The organism is Mesorhizobium sp. L103C105A0 (assembly GCF_000502215.1).
Taxonomy (GTDB): Bacteria; Pseudomonadota; Alphaproteobacteria; order Rhizobiales; family Rhizobiaceae; genus Mesorhizobium.
Genome location: NZ_AYXF01000008.1, coordinates 25,748 through 45,493, shown reverse-complemented (window position 1 = coordinate 45,493; position 19,746 = coordinate 25,748). Strand labels below are relative to the sequence as shown.

Sequence of the window (19,746 nt, the reverse complement as noted above, 5' to 3'; positions counted from 1 at the left end):
CAACTCGATCCGAAGACCTTTCCAGGACAGTAGTCCTTCGGTCGACCATAGTAGCTAAAGCTTAAATTTGAGCTTCGAGACGAATCCGAGAACAAACGGTAAGCTTTTGGCTGCCAGGGTCCAGCCGAAATCTGAATGAGTGTCCGAAAGTAGGACGCCAGGTTGCAGAGTTCTGCAACCCAGCAGCGAAGTCATATTCGCCTCAGATTGCAACAAGCCGCCTGATCTTGCTGCGCGGGCCCTTGCGGGAGGCTTACTTCCCAGCCATTTGATCGGCCAGCGCCTGCGCCTGGGCGAGCAGCGCCGGGAAAGCCGGGTCAGCCGGCAGGCGCTGCGCCATGCAGGCCCGGTAGTCGCTGTCGCCCTTGTCCCAGGCGGCGTTGGAGGAATCGAACGCTTTTTCGTCCTTCAGGTCCGATGCCTGGTAGGCCTCCTGGAATTTCTGCGCGGCGGCGTCCGCAGCAGCCCACACGGCGTCGCAGGCGGCGATCTTCGGAACTGCAGGGGCTGCCGGCGCTGCGATAATTCTCACGCTGTTGCCTTTGACGAGCGTAACGACGACTTCCTGCTCGTAGATCGGCCCGACGTCCTGCGTCCAGCCGCCGAGCCGTGCGAAGGCGATGTCGGCGCCCTCGGGCTTCTTCAATGGAAAGTCGAGCGTTCCCTCGAAGGCGGCGTCGCTGTTGATCGCCTGGGTGTAGAAGGCATCGAGCTTAAGCGCCTCATCGATGCCGGCGGGCAGTTTGAAACTTTCGTCGGTCTCGGCGGTTCTGGACTGGAGCCAGCGCTCCAGCAGCCCTCGCGTCGTTGCCACCAGGCTGGGCCCGTCGTCGTCCTTGGTGTATCGCAGTCCATCGAGCATGCCATAGCCGATATCGGAGTCGCTGAGGCTTTCGATATTGATTGTGCCGGTTGGGGGAAAGTCCTTGACCGCCAGCGGACCGATGATGCCGGCAAGACGCTGCTGGAGGTCGGCCAGCGCCTTCTCGTTCTCAGCGTCGATGGTCTCGATTGCCGCGTTCGCGCTGTTCAGCGCCGCGATATCAGCCATCGCCTTGTCACGCGCGGCGACATAGTCGTCCTCCGGCGAGGCCGCGAAAGCCACGCTGCTCACCAGCGCAAACAGAAACGTCCAGACCCACCGCATGATATAAACCCTGCTCTACGTTCGATTCCAAGGATACATGACAACATTGGGCTGAAAAAAGACGGCGTTGGAGCTGCAGATCTCTCCCCTTGAGGGACTGTTGCAAAATTGGGTGGATGTGATTCCCTGTTTTTGAAACGGGGATTTTGCGATGACGACAAAGCCGAGCGGTCAGTTCAGTTTTGTAGAGGCTCTGCTGCCGCAGGGTCTTGGTCGGAGCGGACGACTGGACCGGCTGTCGTCTCTGGTGAAGTGGTATCGCTTCGAGAAGATCCTGGCGCGGCTGCGCTCGCCAACTGGGCCGGGGCGGCCTGCGTACAATTCGCTGGTGATGTTCAAGGCGCTTCTGCTGCAATCCTTGTATGGGCTGTCGGACAACGAACTGGAGGAGGCGCTCGCCGATCGGCTGTCGTTCCGCCGCTTCGTTGGACTGACGCTCGAGGAGACGGTGCCCGACCACACCACGCTCAACCGCTTTCGCAATCTTCTCGTGGAGGCCGGGCTTCTGGAGAAGCTGTTTGGCGAACTGGACCATCAACTGGACAAGGCCGGGCTGATCCTGCGGCGCGGCACGATGCTCGATGCCACGGTGATCGAGACGGCGGCGGCACGGCCGCCCAGTGGGGCCGCGCACGAAGCGGGCGATGCCGGCGATCCCGATGCCGGCTTTACACGCCGGCAGGGCAAGCCTGGCTCCTCCTACGGCTACAAGGCCCATGTCGGCGTCGACCAGGGTTCTGGTCTGATCCGCCGGGTGAGAACGACAGCAGCCAACGTCAACGACACGGTCGAGGCGGATCATCTGATCTGTGGCGACGAAGGCGCGGTGCTGGCGGATGCGGCCTATCACACCAAAGCGCGCGAGCTGTCGCTGAGGCAGCGCGGGATCAAGCCGCGGCTGATGCGGCGGGCCAACAAGCATCATCCGCGCCTGCCGGCGCGCCTGAAGCAGTTCAACCAACTGATCGCCCGGCAACGTTTTGCCGTCGAGACGACCTTCGCCACCTTGAAGAACCGCATGCGACTTTGCGCCATCCGCTATCGCGGTCTGGCCAAGGCGGCAGGACAGGTTCTCATTGCCGCCATGGCCTTCAACATGCGTCGCTGGGTGACGCTGGCGACCTGATCTAGGGTCGCACTGCGCCCGAAATCCGCCGAATACGCCAACTCCTACCCCATCTGGCCACAAACCAGCGCCGGAAACCCCCTCGCATTGCCCTTGCCGTCTCTCTCCACGCCCAAAGCCTATAACGCAACGGGCCCCTTGAGGGGGAGATGGCCGGCAGGCCAGAGGGGGGTCGCCGCGCGTGAAGCGCTGACTCCTTTTGCAGCGCGAGACGACGTTAGCGCTTCACGCGCAACGACCCCCTCTGTCGCCTTCGGCGACATCTCCCCCTCGAGGGGGGAGGAGATCGCTAGCGCCCTGCGTTACTCACCGCCCCANCCCCCTCTGTCGCCTTCGGCGACATCTCCCCCTCGAGGGGGGAGATTGGCGCCTAATCACGCGTTGCGCTTCTCCACCTCCGCCTTCCTCAGCAGGAAGCGCTGGATCTTGCCGCTTGGGGTCTTCGGCAGTTCCGTGATGAACTCGACCTCGCGCGGGTAGGCGTGCGCCGACAGCCGTTTCTTGACGTGCTGGGCCAGCTCTTCGGCGAGCTCCGAATTGCCCTTGTAAGCCGGCGCCAGAACGACGAAGGCCTTGACGATCTCGGTGCGCTGCGGATCGGGCACGCCGACGACAGCCGCCTCGTTGACCGCCGGATGCTCGATCAGCGCGCTTTCGACGTCGAACGGGCCGATGCGATAGCCGGCCGAAGTGATGACATCGTCGGCGCGGCCGATGAAGGAGACCGAACCGTCCGGCTCGTACTCCACCGTGTCGCCGGTGCGGTAGTAGCCGCCCGTGATCGCTGGCGTCTCGGCTTGGTGATAGCCGTCGAACCAGCGCAGCGGCGACTTCGCGATGTCGACGGCGAGGATGCCGGGCTGGTTGGGGCCGAGCTCGTTGCCGGCCTCGTCCAATACCACCATGCGATATCCGGGCATTGCGAAGCCGGCCGAGCCCGCGCGCACGACATGCGAGAGCCCATGATGGTTGTTGACCATCATGCCGTTCTCGGTCTGGCCGTAATGGTCGTGAATGGGCGCGGCGAGATTTGCGTCGAACCAGCGGATGACTTCCGGGTTGAGCGGCTCGCCGGCGCTGCTCACCACGCGCAGTCTGCCTTTGACACGGGCCGCAGCTTCCGCGCCTTCCGCCATCAGCAGGCGATAGGCGGTCGGCGAGCCGGCAAGGCTGGTGACGCCGAGCCGCTCGATGATGTCGTAAGTGCTCTTGGCGTTGAAGGCGCCTTCATAGAAGGTCGTGGCGATGCCGAGCTGCAACGGGCCGGTGATGGCGTAATAGAGGCCGTAGGCCCAGCCGGGATCGGCGATATTCCAGAAGATGTCGTCGGGCAGCAAGCCGATCGCGTCGCGCATATAGGCGCCGAAGGCGAGCAGGGCGCGAAGCGGCACCGGCACGCCCTTGGGCAGGCCGGTCGTTCCCGACGTCGACATCATCATGAACAAATCGTCGCCCTTGCGCATCACCGGCTGGCAGTCGGGCGAGGCGGTGCCAAGCGCGGCGCGGAAATCGATGTCGCCTGCAGGCAGCACATCGCCATTGCCAAGGATGGTGGCGATTTGCGCTGATGTCTCGACCTCGTCGAGCTTGCCGCGATTGGCCGGGTTGGTCACCACGATCTTGGCGCCGCTATAGCCGAGGCGGTGCTCGATGGCTTTCGGACCGAAGGCGGTGAACAGCGGCTGGTAGACCGCGCCGATGCGCCACGTCCCGAGGATCAGCGCCACCAGTTCGGGGACGCGCGGCAGCATGCCGGCGACGACATCGCCGGCACCGACGCCGGCGGCCTTGAGCACATTGGCGGCGCGCCCCGACATGTCGGCGAGATCGTCGAAGCTGAATTCGCGAAGCTCGCCGCCGGCCGAGATCGCGCGCAGCGCCAGCCGGTCTTCTCCGGTGTAGCGGCCGCAGCATTCGACATAGGCATTGATGCCGGTTCCAGGGTTGCCATACAACCGCGCGATCTCATCTTCGATGCGAAAGCGCTGAACGGCATCCTCATAGCGCGGCATTTTGCTCATGGCGATCCTCCCTAGGCGGCGCCCATCTCCCCTTGGAGCGCCTTATCGGTGAGATTGCCTGAAATTGCTGCGCTGGTCGATTACGGCGATAGTCGGGGGATGCGAAGGACCGCAGCGCAGCGACAATCCGCGCTGAGCCACTGGAGTTGACCGAACCGTCCATCCGGCCGATAGCACCGCCAGAATTGCCCCGAGGCCCCAATGACCCCAGACTCAACTTTCGATGACGCGGCCATCGCCGACGAAGGACGCGATGCCGACACCGCCTGGCAAAACGACATCCGCGCGGGCGTGCGCCACGTCCGCGATCTCGCCTCCCTGCCGCTGTCACCCGCCGAGCGCGCGGCGGCGCAGGAGGCGGCCGTACGCCACAAGGTGCGTGCCCCCAAAACCTATCTCGACCTGATCGACTGGAACGATCCCGCCGATCCGATCCGCGCCCAGGTCATTCCATCGCCGGATGAGCTGACGGAAACGGAAGGCGAGCTCGACGATCCGATCGCCGACCATGCCTTCAGTCCGGTGCCGCGACTGACGCACCGCCACGCCGACCGGGTGCTGTTGTTTGCGACCTACCAATGCGCGGTCTATTGCCGTTTCTGCTTCCGCAAGGAATCCCTGACCTCGATCGGCCGCGGCTATACGCGAGAAGCGCTCGAAGAGGCTTTTGCCTATATCGAAGGCCATACCGAAATCCGCGAAGTGATCCTGACCGGCGGCGATCCGCTTTCGCTGCCGGACAAGGCGCTGGCCGAAATCCGCGCCCGTATCGAGACGATCGCGCATGTGAGGCTGCTGCGTATCCACACACGCGTGCCTGTCGTGCTGCCCGCGCGCATCACGCCGGGGCTGGTTGGCGCCTTGCAGGGCCGGCTGATGGTCACCGTCGTCACCCATTTCAACCATGCGCGGGAGATCACGCCGGCCACCGAATTGGCCTGCCGCGTCATGCGCCAGGCAGGCTTCGTGCTGCTCAACCAGAGTGTCCTGCTCAAGGGCGTCAACGACACGGTCGAGGTGCTGGAGGAACTCTGCCGCGAACTGATGTACCGGCTCGGCGTCAAACCCTATTACCTGCACCATGGCGACCTCGCGCGCGGCATGGCGCACAGGCGCACCACGATTGCGCAGGGACAGGCGCTGGCCGGCGCGCTGCGCGCCCGCCTGTCGGGCATCTGCAATCCCGTCTATGTGCTGGACCTGCCGGAAGGCGGCGGCAAGGTGCCGCTCGGGCCGTGTCATATCGAAGGACGGGACGGGCAGGATTGGCGCATCCGCGGCCAGGACGGCGAGGTGAGGCTGTATCGGGACGTCGTGGTGTAGGCAGGGCGCAGCGGCGACGATGACCGCCGCCGTCACATTGTCGATCGGGATGACCATCGCACCAAACTCTCGCCACGACGCGTTCGCCTGCATTCCGTATGTTGACATAAAGATATCCTTATGTGATGGTTGTCGCCTCAAGGATAAAAAATGTCGCAGAATTCTGCATCGCTGGACGCATTGTTCGGCCCCGTCGCGGCAAAGCCCGATGGGTCCGAAGTGCTTGCGGCGCTGACGGCAGCGGCACGCGAGCGCATCCTCATCCTCGACGGCGCCATGGGCACGCAGATCCAGGGTCTCGGTTTCGACGAGGAGCATTTTCGCGGCGAGGCATTCGCCGGCTGCGCCTGCCACCAGCAGGGCAACAACGACCTCTTGATCCTGACGCAGCCGAAGGCGATCGAGGAGATCCATTATCAATACGCCATCGCTGGCGCCGATATCCTCGAGACCAACACCTTCTCCTCGACCTCGATCGCCCAGGCGGATTACGGCATGGAGGATGCCGTCTACGCGCTGAACCGCGACGGCGCGCGGCTGGTGCGTCGGGCAGCGGCGAGGGCACAGCAGGAGGACGGCAAGCGGCGCTTCGTCGCCGGCGCGCTCGGGCCGACCAACCGCACCGCCTCGATGTCGCCCGACGTCAACAATCCCGGCTATCGCGCCGTGACCTTCGACGATCTGCGCCTGGCCTATGGCGAGCAGTTGCGCGGACTGGTCGACGGTGGCGCCGACATCATCCTGATCGAAACTATCTTCGACACGTTGAACGCCAAGGCGGCGATCTTCGCCTGCAATGAGATTTTCCTCGAAAAGGGCGTACGGCTGCCGGTGATGATTTCCGGCACCATCACCGATCTCTCCGGCCGCACCCTGTCGGGCCAGACGCCGACCGCCTTCTGGCATTCGGTGCGCCATGCGAGCCCCTTCACCATCGGCCTCAACTGCGCGCTCGGCGCCAACGCCATGCGCGCGCATCTGGCTGAAATATCGGGCGTCGCCGACACCTTCGTCTGCGCCTATCCGAATGCCGGCCTGCCCAATGAATTCGGCCGCTATGACGAGAGCCCGGACTTCATGGCCGCGCAGATCGAGGATTTTGCGCGGGAAGGGCTCGTCAACGTCGTCGGCGGCTGCTGTGGCTCGACGCCGGACCACATCCGCGCCATCGCCGAGGCTGTCAAGAAATATCCGCCACGCGCCATCCCCGAGATCGAGCGCAAGATGCGCCTGTCCGGGCTGGAGCCGTTCACGCTGACTGATGAGATTCCCTTCGTCAATGTCGGCGAGCGCACCAACGTCACCGGCTCGGCCAAGTTCCGAAAGCTGATCACGGCGGGCGACTATGTCCCGGCGCTCGACGTGGCGCGCGACCAGGTCGCCAATGGCGCACAGATCATCGACATCAACATGGATGAAGGCCTGATCGATTCGAAAAAGGCGATGGTCGAGTTCCTCAATTTGATCGCCGCCGAACCCGACATCGCCCGTGTTCCGGTGATGGTCGACTCCTCGAAATGGGAGATCATCGAGGCCGGGCTGAAATGCGTGCAGGGCAAGCCACTGGTCAACTCCATCTCGATGAAGGAAGGCGAGGAAGCCTTTCTGCATCATGCGAAGCTGGTGCGCGCCTACGGCGCGGCGGTGGTCGTCATGGCCTTCGACGAGGCCGGTCAGGCCGACACCAAGGCGCGCAAGGTCGAGATCTGCACCCGCGCCTACAATCTGCTCACCGAACAGGCCGGTTTCCCGCCCGAAGACATCGTCTTCGACCCCAATGTCTTCGCGGTCGCCACCGGCATAGAGGAGCACGACAATTACGGCGTCGACTTCATCGAGGCCGCCGGCGAGATCACCGCCACGCTGCCGCATGTGCATATCTCGGGCGGCGTCTCGAACCTGTCCTTCTCCTTCCGCGGCAACGAGCCGGTGCGCGAGGCGATGCACGCGGTGTTCCTCTACCATGCCATCCAGCGCGGCATGGATATGGGCATCGTCAATGCCGGCCAGCTTGCCGTCTACGACACGATCGAACCGGGACTGCGCGAGGCTTGCGAGGACGTCGTGCTCAACCGCGCGCCCAGGGCCGGCGGCACCGCCACCGAACGCATGCTGGAGATCGCCGAGCGTTTCAAGGGCACGGCCGGCAAGGAAGCCAGGGAGCGCGATCTCGCCTGGCGCGACTGGACAGTCGAGCAGCGGATTTCGCATGCGCTGGTCAACGGCATCACCGAATTCATCGACGCCGACACCGAAGAGGCGCGGCTTGCGGCCGAGCGGCCTCTGCATGTCATCGAAGGCCCGCTGATGGCCGGCATGAATGTCGTCGGCGATCTGTTCGGCGCTGGAAAGATGTTTCTGCCGCAAGTGGTGAAGTCGGCGCGCGTGATGAAGCAGGCGGTGGCCGGATTGCTGCCGCACATGGAGGCGGAAAAACTGGCGAATGCCGCCAATGGGATCGACAATGGCGAGCGCCAGACGGCCGGCAAAATCCTGATGGCGACGGTGAAGGGCGATGTCCACGACATCGGCAAGAACATCGTCGGCGTCGTTCTGGCGTGCAACAATTACGAGATCATCGATCTCGGCGTCATGGTGCCGGCGGCGAAGATCCTGCAGACGGCTCGCGAGCAAAATGTCGACATCATCGGCCTGTCCGGCCTGATCACCCCGTCGCTGGACGAGATGGTGCACATGGCCGCCGAGATGGAGCGCGAAGGCTTCGACATTCCGCTTTTGATCGGCGGCGCGACAACCAGCCGCGTGCACACGGCGGTGAAGATCCATCCCCGCTACTCCAGGGGACAGACGGTCTATGTCAATGACGCCAGCCGGGCGGTCGGCGTCGTCTCGTCCTTGCTGTCGAAGGAGACCAAGGGCGGCTACGTCGACACAGTGCGGGCCGAGTACAAAAAGGTCGCTGACGCGCATGCCCGCTCCGAGGCCGACAAGCAGCGGCTGCCGCTGGCCAAGGCCAGGGCCAATGCGCACAGGGTGGACTGGTCCGCCTATGAACCGCCGAAGCCGTCCTTCACCGGCGTGAAAGTGTTCGAGAACTGGGACCTGACTGAGCTCTCGCGCTACATCGACTGGACGCCGTTCTTCCAGACCTGGGAGTTGAAAGGGCGTTACCCCAAGATCCTCGACGACGAGAAGCAGGGACCGGCGGCACGCCAGCTTTTCGAGGATGCGCAGGCGATGCTGACAAAAATCATCGCGGAAAAATGGTTCGCGCCGCGCGGCGTCATCGGCTTCTGGCCGGCGAACGCCGTCGGCGACGACATCAGGCTGTTCACGGATGAGGCGCGCTCGCAGGAGCTTGCCACTTTCTTCACGCTGCGCCAGCAGCTGATCAAGCGCGACAGCAAGGCCAATGTCGCGCTGTCGGATTTCGTCGCACCGGCCGACAGCGGCAAGCCGGACTATATCGGCGGCTTCATCGTCACCGCGGGGATCGAGGAGGTGGCGATCGCCGAGCGCTTCGAGCGCGCCAATGACGATTATTCCTCGATCATGGTCAAGGCGCTGGCCGATCGTTTCGCCGAAGCTTTTGCCGAGCGCATGCACGAGAAGGTGCGCAAGGAATTCTGGGGCTATGCATCAGACGAGAAGCTGGCGCCCGACGAACTGATCGGCGAGCCTTATCGCGGCATCCGCCCCGCGCCCGGCTATCCCGCGCAGCCCGATCATACCGAGAAGGCGACCTTGTTCCGGCTGCTCGACGGCGAGCGCAATGCCGGCGTCGGCCTGACCGAGAGCTATGCGATGTGGCCGGGCTCGTCTGTGTCCGGCATCTATCTCGCCCATCCCGAAAGCTATTATTTCGGCGTCGCCAAAGTCGAGCGCGACCAGGTCGAGGACTATGCCCGCCGCAAAGCCATGCCGCTGGCCGATGCCGAGCGCTGGCTTGGGCCGATCCTCAACTATGTGCCCGTGGATTATGCCGAGGCGGCGGAATAGCCGGGACGTGATCTGGCCCAATGGCTCGACCGCTCCCTTGATTTTCACCGTCGAAAGAAATCGCGCCGCACCCGGTTCTCGGCGAGCTGCCGGTTGTGGGTCGGTCAGACTTAGGTCCCTCGCGCCTGCTTTTCTGGAACAAGCCGTGATGTCCCGCATTTTATTGGCAGGGACACAAGGAGTGTCGAGTGAAAGCGATTTTGGGACTGGTCGGCGGCTTCGTGCTGACCCTTGCGGTGTTCGGCAGCGGGCTGGTTTTCGCAGCCTGGCTGCTTGCCGCCAAGCCTGTGCGGGAGGCAAGGCCCACCGTCAGCGTGGCGGAACTGTGGACCCGGAAAGCGCGGCCCGTGGACAAGACGGCGCAGGACTTCGAACGTGTGCCCGAGCAGTCCGCGCCTGCCGACATCGCCGCCAAGGAGCCAGCCCAGGACCCGGCCAGGCAGCAGCCCGATCCCACAGTCACCGGCGCCATCGCGCGGACCGAACTGCCGCCGCCGCATCTCGCCTGGTGCGCCAGCCGCTACCGCTCCTACGATCCCTACGACAACAGCTACATGTCCTATAGCGGACAGCAGCGCACCTGCGTCTCGCCCTATCTCGCCGCCGACCGCGCCGCGCCGCGAGAGGCAAGCTATGTCGAGGGCGCGGGCGCCTACGCGGCCGCCGGCGGCGAACCGGACCATGTCGCCTCCTGCTTCAGCCGCTATCGCTCCTACCGTCCGGAAGACAACAGCTACCAGCCATATTCCGGCGGGCCGAGACGGCAATGCGAATAGCCAGCGCGAAGGGCGCCGCGAACGATTGCGACCGCGCGATTTCTGGGGTCGTTCGGATCGTCCTCAAAGCCCAGGGAGAACCACCATGGAAGACGACCGGCATCACAAGATACAGCAGCGCGCCTACCAGATCTGGGAGCGCGAAGGCACTGGCGACCCCGAGCATCATTGGCACCGGGCCGAGGCCGAAATCGACCGCGAAGCAGCCCTGCCGCTAACCGCCGACGACGCCCTGCCGCGCGAGATCGCCAGCACCGACATCCTGGCGGTCGAGGAACTCGCCGTGCGCACCGGCATATCGGGTGATGAGGCGCAGGAGCTGATCGACAGGCTGGGCACGGATCGGGCGGCGGTTGAGCAGGCGGCGAGGGGGAGCGAGGGGAGGCGGAAGTCCTGATTGCGAGCTATGTGCAGGCCGAAAGCGGTGTCGAGCGTCGAGGCTTTGGTGCACCATTTCGGCATGCGCGCCGGGCGAAGGCATGGATGGCGCGCTGTCGATCACAAGGCCGGATCTACTGCGGCGCCCGGGCACTCTGCCAAAACCAGATTGCGAGCGAGCCGGATCGTCCACGGATATGTGTCTCCACAGGTCCTCTTAAAGCACCGGATTTGAACAACGCGCAGTCGCGACCGGCGACTTCGAGCATTTCGTAACTCACCGCCACTTCGGCATTCTGGTCGGCAGCGATTTCCATCAAGCGACTTGCAACGTTGACGGTGTCGCCGATGGCCGCGATGTGCTGACGCCCTTCGCCGCCGAGTCGAGAGGCCACGATTGTTCCATGATGCGCCCCAATCTTGAAGCCGATCCGGGATGCGGTCGACGCAGGCAACGAGGCGAGCCAATCGTTGGTGCGGCTGGAGAGCCCGACACAACAGCGGGCGCCATTGAAGGCGTCGTCTGTCGCCGGTTCCGGCAGGCCGAACAGGATCATGGCTCCGTCACCCATGAAACTCGTGACGACGCCACCGCAGCTTGTCACTTCTTCGTCCACCAATGCGTGAAAATTGTTCAGGAGTTCGCGTGTGGCGCTCGGTCCCAATGTTTCACTCAGTCCGGTGAAGCCGGACAGGTCGATGAACAGGATGGCGGCTTCTGTCCGGACGGGTTCCGAGAGGAAGTCGCCATGCTTGGCGAGCCATGCCCCCAGTCCTAGGGCTTCAACGCGTTGAAGCAATTGGCTCTGCGTGGCGAAATATTGGGCCCGGCTCCTGCCCAGCCAAAGCTGCGCGGCCCCAAACAGGATTGCCGGCGGAATGGCAGCGGTCATCGGCAGCGCGGCGCTCAGCCAGATATGGTGCAGGAAAGCGGTCATGTTGACCACGACCCAGATCAGGACCACGCCGGCGATCGCCGCCAGGCCGATGGCGTTTCGGCGCCACGCCAACAGGCCGACAAGAAGCATGGGCAGCGCCACTGCAAAGCCCGCGTCTGCAACGCGAACGTTCTGGTCGCGCACTACGCCGTCGCCGGTCATCAGATGGGCAATCGCCGTCGACATGACCTCGACGCCCGGCAGTATGGGATCGAACGGTGTCGGAAAGACATCGCCGGTGCCGGTTGCGGTCGCTCCTATCAAGACAATCCGACCCCGGATAGTGCCGGGATCGAATCGGCCCTCCAGCACCGTCGCGGCGCTTATCGTGCGGATCGTGCCGCGCGGGCCATAGAATGTCAGGGGCAGGATGTGACCAACGTCCGTTCGGATCGACCGTCCGTCCAGCGATAGATCATCCGGCGCAATTCCAGCGTCCTCTCCCGCCGCCATGGCGGCGACACCCAAGGAGAAGGACGCTTGCAACTGGTCTCCGGCCCGAAACAGCAACGGCGCGAACCGGGGCGTTCCAGTCCTGTCGGTCACAACGTTCACGACGCCCACAGCGGCGGCGTCCGAAAAGGTTTTCAGGGGCCACAGAAACCGCTCGGCGTTCGGCACGCGGGCCAGCGGTCCTTCGCCCAGCGTCCATTGTTTGCTTCCGGGGTAGATCGCCGCTGCAGCGATTACGCTTCTGCTCCTGCTCAGCGAACGCGCGAGCGCCTCGTCAGTATCTTTTGTCCCGGGGTCGACCAGCAGCAGGTCGAGCGCAATGGCTTTCGGCCCAAGCGGCGCTATCGTATCGATGATTCGGGCAAGCGTGGCGCGGCTGAGGGGATAGCTGCCCTCGCGCCGCACCGCTTCATCGTCTATTGCGACAATGGTGATCAGCTCCGGCGGCTTTGCCGTTCCTCGAACAAGCGTTCGAAGATCGGTCATCGTTGCCTCGACGCGATCGAGAAACCACAAATTGCCGCGCCAGTGCGCGAAGCCCAGGCCGGCGCCCCAAAGCCCCGCCAGAATGAGCGCGATCAGCGTCGGAAGCCCTCGTCGGCTCATTGCAAGCTCACTGGGCCAGCTCACTGGGCAAGCTCACTGGCCGAAACGGGCCAGCAATGCGGAAACGCGCTTGGCGGGCCAGCGCTTGACGATGAGTTTGCCTGTCCCGGCCTCGACGTCCACGCCATCGCCCGGTGCGAGGACCACGACGGCGGTGGATGCCGGTCTTTGCACGGCGACGCGACCTCTCAGGACAAAAACAGACGTCTTGCCGTTGCCGACGTCGACTGCCCATTTTGTGCCTCGCACCGCGGCGATCGCCTGCGGGGTGATCACCGCGAAGCCACCCTGGACCGCGCCGGCCGGAGCATCGAGCAGCAGCGCCTTGCGCCGCAACCTGACCGCGTCGGGACTGCCGTTTCGATCGCGATCCTGCAGCGTAAAGCGAGCGCCACCTTCCACAATGACGGCAAGGCCTTCTCGACATCTCAGAATCTGTCGGGACGTACCGGCCACCGGCTCGAACGTACACCCTGCATCCTGCGCATGGGCGGCATCCACCCAGAAGACACCGGCAAACAGGACAGCCACCAGGCTACGGCAAATTCGGCCCCTTGCGCTCATCATCGTCTCCTTGCTTTGCGAAGCGGCAGGAAAATCTTCTGCCGTCATGTTTGGCAGTATTTCACGAGCCGGCACTTGCAGCCGCGTTAGGGCAGCAGGCTGCCGACGGGCAATCGTAACACGACAAGCTGCTCCGGCGTTAGGCACGTTGCGGTGGGTCGCGTTCGCCGGGCAGGTGAGGTGAGGGAGGCCTTGAACCAGATCCTGGAGGCTGCTCGGCCGCGTTGGAGATTGGCGAAAGCGGAGATGACGGCCAATCTCCCTCGTCACAGGACCTATCCGCGCCCTAGCAAAATCGACGCTTCAGTAGCCCTCAGAAATAGTAAAGTTATTTAGCCCACGAAGCGTTTCGAACATCTTGGCAACGGCGAAGGCATTGCGCACGCTTGCGCCGCGGACTGCTTTGACTATCTTCTCTGACTTTTGAACGTTCTTTTTTGGATCATAGAAGACTACGTTTCTCGATGCCATCGGCTTGAAAAATGATTTAGCCATAAGGCCCTTTTTATCATTGAGCCAACCATGCCGAAAACCCTCATACGCCAACAACCAGATCCAGTCCGAGCGCACTCTGTCATCAGTAATGGAATTTTCCCATTCAGCCTTTGGCAGCGATCTAATGCACAAGCCCTTGCTCTGCATGTCGAGTAGCACGAGCCCTAGTGAACTCGAGGCAGTGGTTTCTGCCGCGTCTGAAATTACCTTCGACGAAAGGGGACATTTGAGTCCTCGTAAAGTGTATAATAGCCAAATTACTTCGAACGAGTGGCCCCTTTCCATGTAACGTTCTGCGAGCGTTGTGAATCGGGACGTAACTCTCTGCTTCGATAAAGCCTTGGTCCGATGCTGGAGGTTCAAAAATATTCTGCAGACACGATCCATTGACATCGGGGAGATTGCCGCAGCCTTGAGGAGGAACGACTCCAATATCTCCACCTCTGACCGTGCGCTAAGTGAACTCTCAATTACTGAAAGAGCGTAGCTGACGACAGGCTCGCTCCGGAACTCGGTCTGAAGACGAAGGCATAATTGCAAGAACTCTCGGAGGCGCACGGAATTGAGCTGACCGGGCCGGTGAGACAGGAAGGCGCCGATTTCAGCGATCCAGCTTGTAGTTTTTGATGCAACTAAGCTTTCGATGGAAGTTTTACTACCATTAATCTCCAATCCATAATCGCGATAAACTGAACTTATTATCGAGAGTACTTTCTCTGCCTTTTCGAGGCTGTCTACGCCAACGAACCAGTCGTCCTGGAGGCGATCAATGCATTCTCTCGGTATATGCCTACACCTACTATGGAATTCAGTGTCTATCCTAGAGGATATGACTTCCGCTATTATTCGTGAGCTTTCCGGGCCGATTGGAATCCCTATTGTTTGATTGCGGTTGCAAGATCTAACCAGCAAATCGATACGATCAGCGAGAGATCCTTTATACTTGTTAATTTCTTGCTTTACGCGTGTTTTCCCATATGCCGCCCAAGAAATGGAATGAGTATATATGGTGGGATAGAAGCGAGATATGTCTGTCTTGACCACCCAGTCTGAAGTTGCCTCTAGGTACGCCTTCTTCGCTCCGTGAATAGGAAAATTTATACCTTTGATAGATCGTTCGTACTGACTCGAAACACGTATCTCGTCCTCGGAGAACGTTTGTCGGCAAAGCCATTTCTGGACGGCTTTCCAGTTGTTTGATAATTCGTGAATCAAAAGAGCCTGAGGAATTGGATGCGTAATGTGGATATTCCGTCTCTCGTAGCCCTTCTTGGGTTTTGAGATAATCTCGGCTTCTGCGTCCCAAATTTTATATGTATATGCGTTACGGCGTATCTTCTTTTCGGACGTCTTTCCCAGAGATTTCGTGTCCGTTGAGAATACAGCGCCTACTTTCCATTCGGACAGTATCTCCGCGGAATGAGTTCCGAAGTCGCTCGTCGTGAAGACCGCAGGAAGCTCCTTTGGAAAATACCCTTTGGCAAGCAGTGCAATCCGAATTTGATTATGTCCCAATGACTACGTACTTTCCAGCTAAGTGAAGTCGGAGTTTCTCATTATCTGTTGGTGAAAGCTACGTCCATTGGGCGAACGCTTTTTAAGCTGTACACTTAACCTGCCTCGCGCCGACGTGTTGGTATCGTTCGGTATTTTTTCCTCTCAACCGCCGATGATTCCATCCGGCAGCCTTGGATAGGCTTGGCGGGTGGGCGCCAGACTGGTGTCATCACCCCCCTTCCCGTTAACCTTTCATTAACCATACCACCGCTAGCGTTTACCTCTCAGTAAGGAATCGCCCGCCGTGACCTTTGCCGCTCCCCTCGAGGCCAAATCCATTCGCTTTCGCGCCCGCTCCTTCGTCGCGTTCACGCTGACGCCGGAGGCGCCTTTGGATGTTTGGCTGGAGAGCCTCGATCGCTGGGTCGGCAATTCGCCGGGCTATTTTGCCGGGCGCCCGGTGGTGCTCGACCTGAACGTGCTCAAGCCCGATGTCGTCGCCATCGAAGCGCTGGTCGATCTGCTCGGCCAGCGCGGCATCCGCATTTATGCCATGGAGCTCGATGGCGGCGCCGAGCTTGGCGCGCATCTGCCGCCGGTGCTGGTCGGCGCCAAGGAGGCGACCACCGACGGTCTGCTGCTGCAGCCGAGCCGCAAGGCGGGCAGGGCGGAGGACGCCACTGCCGTAAGCGACATGAAGGCGACCGGTGGCATCAAGGCTGAGGCCGGCGATTTGAAGGCAGGGGAGTTGAAACCGGCGGGCGATGCAAAGCCGTCGCATGACGCCAAAATTGCCGCACCCGACGCTGGCACGTTGATGATCCGCTCGCCGATCCGTTCGGGCCAGCTGATCTTCCATCCGCATGGCGATGTCATCGTGCTGGGCTCCGTCGCGTCCGGCTCCGAGATCGTCGCCACCGGCTCGATCCATGTCTATGGCACGCTGCGCGGCCGCGCTTCGGCAGGCGCTCAAGGGAACACGGCGGCGCGTGTCTTCTGCCGCAGGAACGAGGCCGAGCTTCTCTCGGTCGATGGCTGGTATTGCACGGCCGAGGAGATGGACCCGTCAGTCCGGGGCAAGCCTGTGCAGGCATTTCTCGACAACGGCATGCTGCGCATCGCCCCTTTCAGCTAATGCGTCGCCCGACAACGACATAACGAACAACAACGGAGGCTTTATTGATGGGCAAGGTAGTGGTGGTCACCTCGGGCAAGGGGGGCGTCGGCAAGACGACCTCTACCGCGGCTCTGGGGGCGGCGGTCGCCAAGACCGGCAAGAAGGTGGCGCTGGTCGATTTCGATGTCGGCCTGCGCAACCTCGATTTGATCATGGGCGCCGAACGGCGCGTGGTGTTCGATCTCGTCAACGTCATCCAGGGCTCGGCAAAGCTGTCGCAGGCGCTGATCCGCGACAAGCGGGTCGAGACGCTGTTCCTGCTGCCGGCCTCGCAGACGCGCGACAAGGATGCGTTGACCGAGGAGGGCGTGGCCGAGGTCATCGGCAAGCTGCGCTCGGTGTTCGATTATGTCTTCTGCGACAGCCCGGCCGGCATCGAGCGCGGCGCGCAGCTCGCGATGCGCTTTGCCGACGAGGCGGTCATCGTCACCAATCCGGAAGTGTCGTCGGTGCGCGATTCCGACCGCATCATCGGCCTGCTCGATTCCCGCACCTTGCGCGCCGAGGAGGGCGAGCAGATCGCCAAGCATGTGCTGGTCACGCGCTATGATGCGGGACGCGCCGCGCGGGGCGAAATGCTGTCGATCGACGACGTGCTGGAGATACTGTCGGTGCCGCTGCTCGGCATTATCCCCGAGAGCCAGGATGTGCTGCGCGCCTCCAACCTCGGTTCGCCGGTGACGCTGTCGGAGCCGCTCAATGCCGCCGCCAAGGCTTACATCGACGCGGCCAAGCGGCTCGAGGGCGAACAGCTGCCGGTCATCGTGCCCTTCGAACGCAAGGGCTTCCTCGATCGTCTTTTGGGAAGGAGGGCGGCATGAACCTGCTCGACATCTTCAAGCGGCGCACCAGCGCGCCGGTGGCGCGCGAACGGCTGCAAGTGCTTCTCGCCTATGAGCGCCGCAACCGCAGCCAGCCCGATCTCGTCTCGATCCTCCGCGAAGAGATCATGGCGGTGATCGCCAAGCACGTGCAGATCGACCAGGATTATCTGCAAGTTTCGATGGACCGCGGCGAGACCATGTCGACGCTGGAGATCGACATCCAGATCCCCAACAAGAGCGCGGTGCCGCTGGCCATGGCTGGGTGAGGTTACCCTCCCCCTTGTGGGGAGGGTCGATCCGCAAAGCGGATCGGGGTGGGGGTCTGCGCGGACCTCCGCCATCTTGGGTTCCTCTCCCAGACTTTCGTGAGGGAAGAGGAAATCCACATCCCCCACGGTCAGCGCTAGTACCCCCGCCGGACCTACGGTCCGACCTCCCCACAAGGGGGAGGTAGGGGGCCAGCGCCTCTCCCCAAAAAACATTCAACCAACTAGTTGACTATCTAAAATCTCGCCTCTATATTCAACTACATGGTTGAATTAGAGACGCCCCAGATGGACCAGGTTTTTCACGCCCTTGGCGACGCCACGCGCCGGAACATGCTTAACCACCTCGCCGGCGGCGAGCGCACGGTGAGCGAGCTGGCTCAACCCTTCGCCATGTCGCTGGCCGCCGCCTCCAAGCACATCAAGGCGCTGGAGCATGCCGGGCTGATCCGGCGCGAAGTGCGCGGGCGCACCCATGTCTGCCGCCTCGAGGCCCGCCCGCTGGCCACCGCCTATCAGTGGCTCGGCCAATACGCGCGTTTCTGGAACAGCCGCCTCGATGTCCTCGAACAGCTTATGCGCGAGGAGGCGGGGCGCAAAACGTCGACAACGCCGTCAACGCCGGCACCGGCAAATCCAGAACCATCCAAGCCGGAATCACCCAAGCCAGACACATCCAGGCCAACATCATCCGAGGGAGACGACCGATGAACCAGATGAACAGCTTCGACGGCTACGCCCAGCTGATCCAGCCGGCCACTTTGAGGATCGAACGGCTTTTGCCCGGAACCAGGGAGCGCGTCTGGGAATATTTGACGCAGAGCGATCTGCGCCGCCAATGGCTGGCGGCCGGCGACATGGAGATGGAGGAAGGCTCTTCCTTCGAGCTGGTCTGGCGCAACGACGAACTGACCGACCCGCCCGGCGACAGGCCGGCCAGCTTCAGTGGCGGCGAGCAGCGGATGCACAACCAGATCGTCGAGTGCGATCCGCCGCGCAAGCTCACCATCACCTGGAACGGCAGCGGCAATGTCACCTTCGAATTGGCGCAGCGCGGCGACGACGTTCTGCTCACCCTGGTCCACCGCCGCCTGCCGGACCGCTCGAGCCTGATGATGCATGCCGCAGGCTGGCACGTGCATCTCGACCTCCTGGTTGCCCGCGTGGCGGCCGAGAAGCCCGAACCGTTCTGGGACAGCTTTAGCCGTCTCGTGGCGGACTACGACCGGCGCCTGCCGGCCTGACCTGACCTGACGCATCGCCCGGTCCAACCGGGCACCATCGATCCCTTGCGCCGGATGCCGGCGCAAGGGCCGGCGAAACACGCGCCTTCGCCAGACACCGCGGCGCGTCATCGGAAGTGAAACCAGGCAAGGTGCTTGCATCCCGCAAGCCCGAAGGAGGAAGTCATGCGTAAATTGATCACCGGAATGAAGATCTCCATCGACGGCAAGATGGAAGGCCCCGAAGGCTTCGCCGACTGGGTCGACAACTGGTCGGAGGAATACGGCCTGATGCCCGAGATCGACGCCTGCCTGCTCGGCGGCGTCATGTATGCCGGTTATGAGCGCTACTGGAGCGCGATCCAACAGAACGAGCCGGACCAGCCATTGCCGATGACCGGCAGACTGGTCGACCCGGCCGAACTCGAATGGGCGCGCTTTGCCGCGAAAACCCCGCACTATGTGCTGTCGAACACCATGACGACGTCAGCCTGGGCCTCGACGCGCTTCCTGCGCCGCCTCGACGACGTCGCGGCGCTGAAGCGCGAGCCCGGCAAGAACATCTACCTCATGGGCGGCGCGAGCATCACCGCCAGCCTGATCGACGCGGGGCTAGTGGATGAAATGCGGCTCATCATCTACCCGCTGCTCGCCGGCGACGGCAAGGCGCTGTTCGGCACGGTGCACGCCCGGCACAGACTGGAACTGCGCAAGGCCGAGGCGCTTTCGGATGGACGTGTGAGCCTGGTGTATGGGATGGCGAACTAGCTTCTTTTCCTCTCCCTCCGGAGGGGGGAGAGGTGGCGCCGCGAAGCGGCGACGGAGTGGGGGAAGGCGGCCATGAAACCCACGGTCGCCGTAAACAGGAGCGACGGAAGCGAGCGCGAAACGCCTGCAAGCAGGCAATCAGGCGGATGAACGGTCGACCCCCACTCCGTCGAGCTACGCTCGACACCTCTCCCCCGATCGACG

Annotated in this window: 16 protein-coding genes; 11 read left to right on the top strand and 5 right to left on the bottom strand. The window is 62.6% G+C overall.

All coding sequences use genetic code 11. From position 1 onward, the window contains the following. Nucleotides 1-253 precede the first annotated feature (253 nt). Nucleotides 254-1,147: a hypothetical protein gene (locus X727_RS143925; RefSeq protein ID WP_023834737.1), complete on the bottom strand. Its 894-nt coding sequence runs from the start codon at nt 1,145-1,147 to the stop codon at nt 254-256. Between the two features lie 151 nt (nt 1,148-1,298). On the opposite strand from X727_RS143925, the gene X727_RS143930 reads away from it, so the two are divergent. Then, nucleotides 1,299-2,273, top strand: coding sequence for an IS5 family transposase (locus tag X727_RS143930; protein ID WP_023743626.1), 975 nt, complete (start codon nt 1,299-1,301; stop codon nt 2,271-2,273). Between the two features lie 374 nt (nt 2,274-2,647). Here the strand turns inward: X727_RS143930 and X727_RS143935 are convergent, their stop codons facing one another. Continuing rightward, nucleotides 2,648-4,294 (bottom strand): acyl-CoA synthetase, encoded by a 1,647-nt coding sequence (locus X727_RS143935; RefSeq protein WP_023834736.1) that lies wholly within the window; start codon nt 4,292-4,294, stop codon nt 2,648-2,650. A 201-nt stretch (nt 4,295-4,495) separates the two neighbouring features. Here X727_RS143935 and X727_RS143940 point away from each other — a divergent pair, with 201 nt between their 5' ends. From X727_RS143940 to X727_RS143955, 4 genes are all read left to right on the top strand, one after another. Then, nucleotides 4,496-5,617: a KamA family radical SAM protein gene (locus X727_RS143940; RefSeq protein WP_031204497.1), complete on the top strand. Its 1,122-nt coding sequence runs from the start codon at nt 4,496-4,498 to the stop codon at nt 5,615-5,617. A 150-nt stretch (nt 5,618-5,767) separates the two neighbouring features. Beyond that, nucleotides 5,768-9,577, top strand: a complete 3,810-nt coding sequence (metH, locus tag X727_RS143945) for a methionine synthase (protein WP_023743853.1) — start codon at nt 5,768-5,770, stop codon at nt 9,575-9,577. Nucleotides 9,578-9,765: 188 nt separating this feature from the next. Further along, nucleotides 9,766-10,353: a BA14K family protein gene (locus tag X727_RS143950; RefSeq protein ID WP_023743854.1), complete on the top strand. Its 588-nt coding sequence runs from the start codon at nt 9,766-9,768 to the stop codon at nt 10,351-10,353. Between the two features lie 85 nt (nt 10,354-10,438). Continuing rightward, nucleotides 10,439-10,750, top strand: a complete 312-nt coding sequence (locus X727_RS143955) for a DUF2934 domain-containing protein (protein WP_023743855.1) — start codon at nt 10,439-10,441, stop codon at nt 10,748-10,750. A gap of 115 nt (nt 10,751-10,865) precedes the next feature. Here the strand turns inward: X727_RS143955 and X727_RS143960 are convergent, their stop codons facing one another. The 3 genes from X727_RS143960 to X727_RS1000000166840 form a co-directional block, all read right to left on the bottom strand. Continuing rightward, nucleotides 10,866-12,728, bottom strand: a complete 1,863-nt coding sequence (locus X727_RS143960) for an adenylate/guanylate cyclase domain-containing protein (protein ID WP_023743856.1) — start codon at nt 12,726-12,728, stop codon at nt 10,866-10,868. A gap of 33 nt (nt 12,729-12,761) precedes the next feature. After that, nucleotides 12,762-13,292: a FecR domain-containing protein gene (locus X727_RS143965; RefSeq protein ID WP_023834734.1), complete on the bottom strand. Its 531-nt coding sequence runs from the start codon at nt 13,290-13,292 to the stop codon at nt 12,762-12,764. A gap of 303 nt (nt 13,293-13,595) precedes the next feature. Continuing rightward, on the bottom strand, nt 13,596-15,302 hold the full coding sequence (locus tag X727_RS1000000166840) for an RNA-directed DNA polymerase (RefSeq protein WP_196815011.1): 1,707 nt from the start codon (nt 15,300-15,302) through the stop codon (nt 13,596-13,598). Between the two features lie 286 nt (nt 15,303-15,588). Here X727_RS1000000166840 and minC point away from each other — a divergent pair, with 286 nt between their 5' ends. The 6 genes from minC to X727_RS144000 all read left to right on the top strand — a co-directional run bounded on the left by minC (nt 15,589) and on the right by X727_RS144000 (nt 19,542). After that, the gene (gene minC, locus X727_RS143975) at nt 15,589-16,419 is read left to right on the top strand and encodes a septum site-determining protein MinC (protein ID WP_023743858.1); all 831 of its coding nucleotides are present in this window, start codon (nt 15,589-15,591) and stop codon (nt 16,417-16,419) included. Nucleotides 16,420-16,466: 47 nt separating this feature from the next. Further along, nucleotides 16,467-17,282: a septum site-determining protein MinD gene (gene minD / locus X727_RS143980; protein WP_023670342.1), complete on the top strand. Its 816-nt coding sequence runs from the start codon at nt 16,467-16,469 to the stop codon at nt 17,280-17,282. Next, complete coding sequence (minE, locus tag X727_RS143985) at nt 17,279-17,551, top strand: cell division topological specificity factor MinE (protein ID WP_023684809.1); 273 nt, start codon at nt 17,279-17,281, stop codon at nt 17,549-17,551. Before minD ends, minE begins: the two co-directional genes overlap by 4 nt. Nucleotides 17,552-17,815: 264 nt before the next feature. Then, nucleotides 17,816-18,262, top strand: a complete 447-nt coding sequence (locus tag X727_RS143990) for a metalloregulator ArsR/SmtB family transcription factor (protein WP_023834732.1) — start codon at nt 17,816-17,818, stop codon at nt 18,260-18,262. Then, nucleotides 18,259-18,795 (top strand): SRPBCC family protein, encoded by a 537-nt coding sequence (locus X727_RS143995; protein ID WP_023711862.1) that lies wholly within the window; start codon nt 18,259-18,261, stop codon nt 18,793-18,795. The genes X727_RS143990 and X727_RS143995 overlap by 4 nt, the downstream gene beginning before the upstream one ends. A 165-nt stretch (nt 18,796-18,960) precedes the next feature. Then, the gene (locus X727_RS144000) at nt 18,961-19,542 is read left to right on the top strand and encodes a dihydrofolate reductase family protein (protein ID WP_023834731.1); all 582 of its coding nucleotides are present in this window, start codon (nt 18,961-18,963) and stop codon (nt 19,540-19,542) included. Nucleotides 19,543-19,746 lie beyond the last annotated feature (204 nt).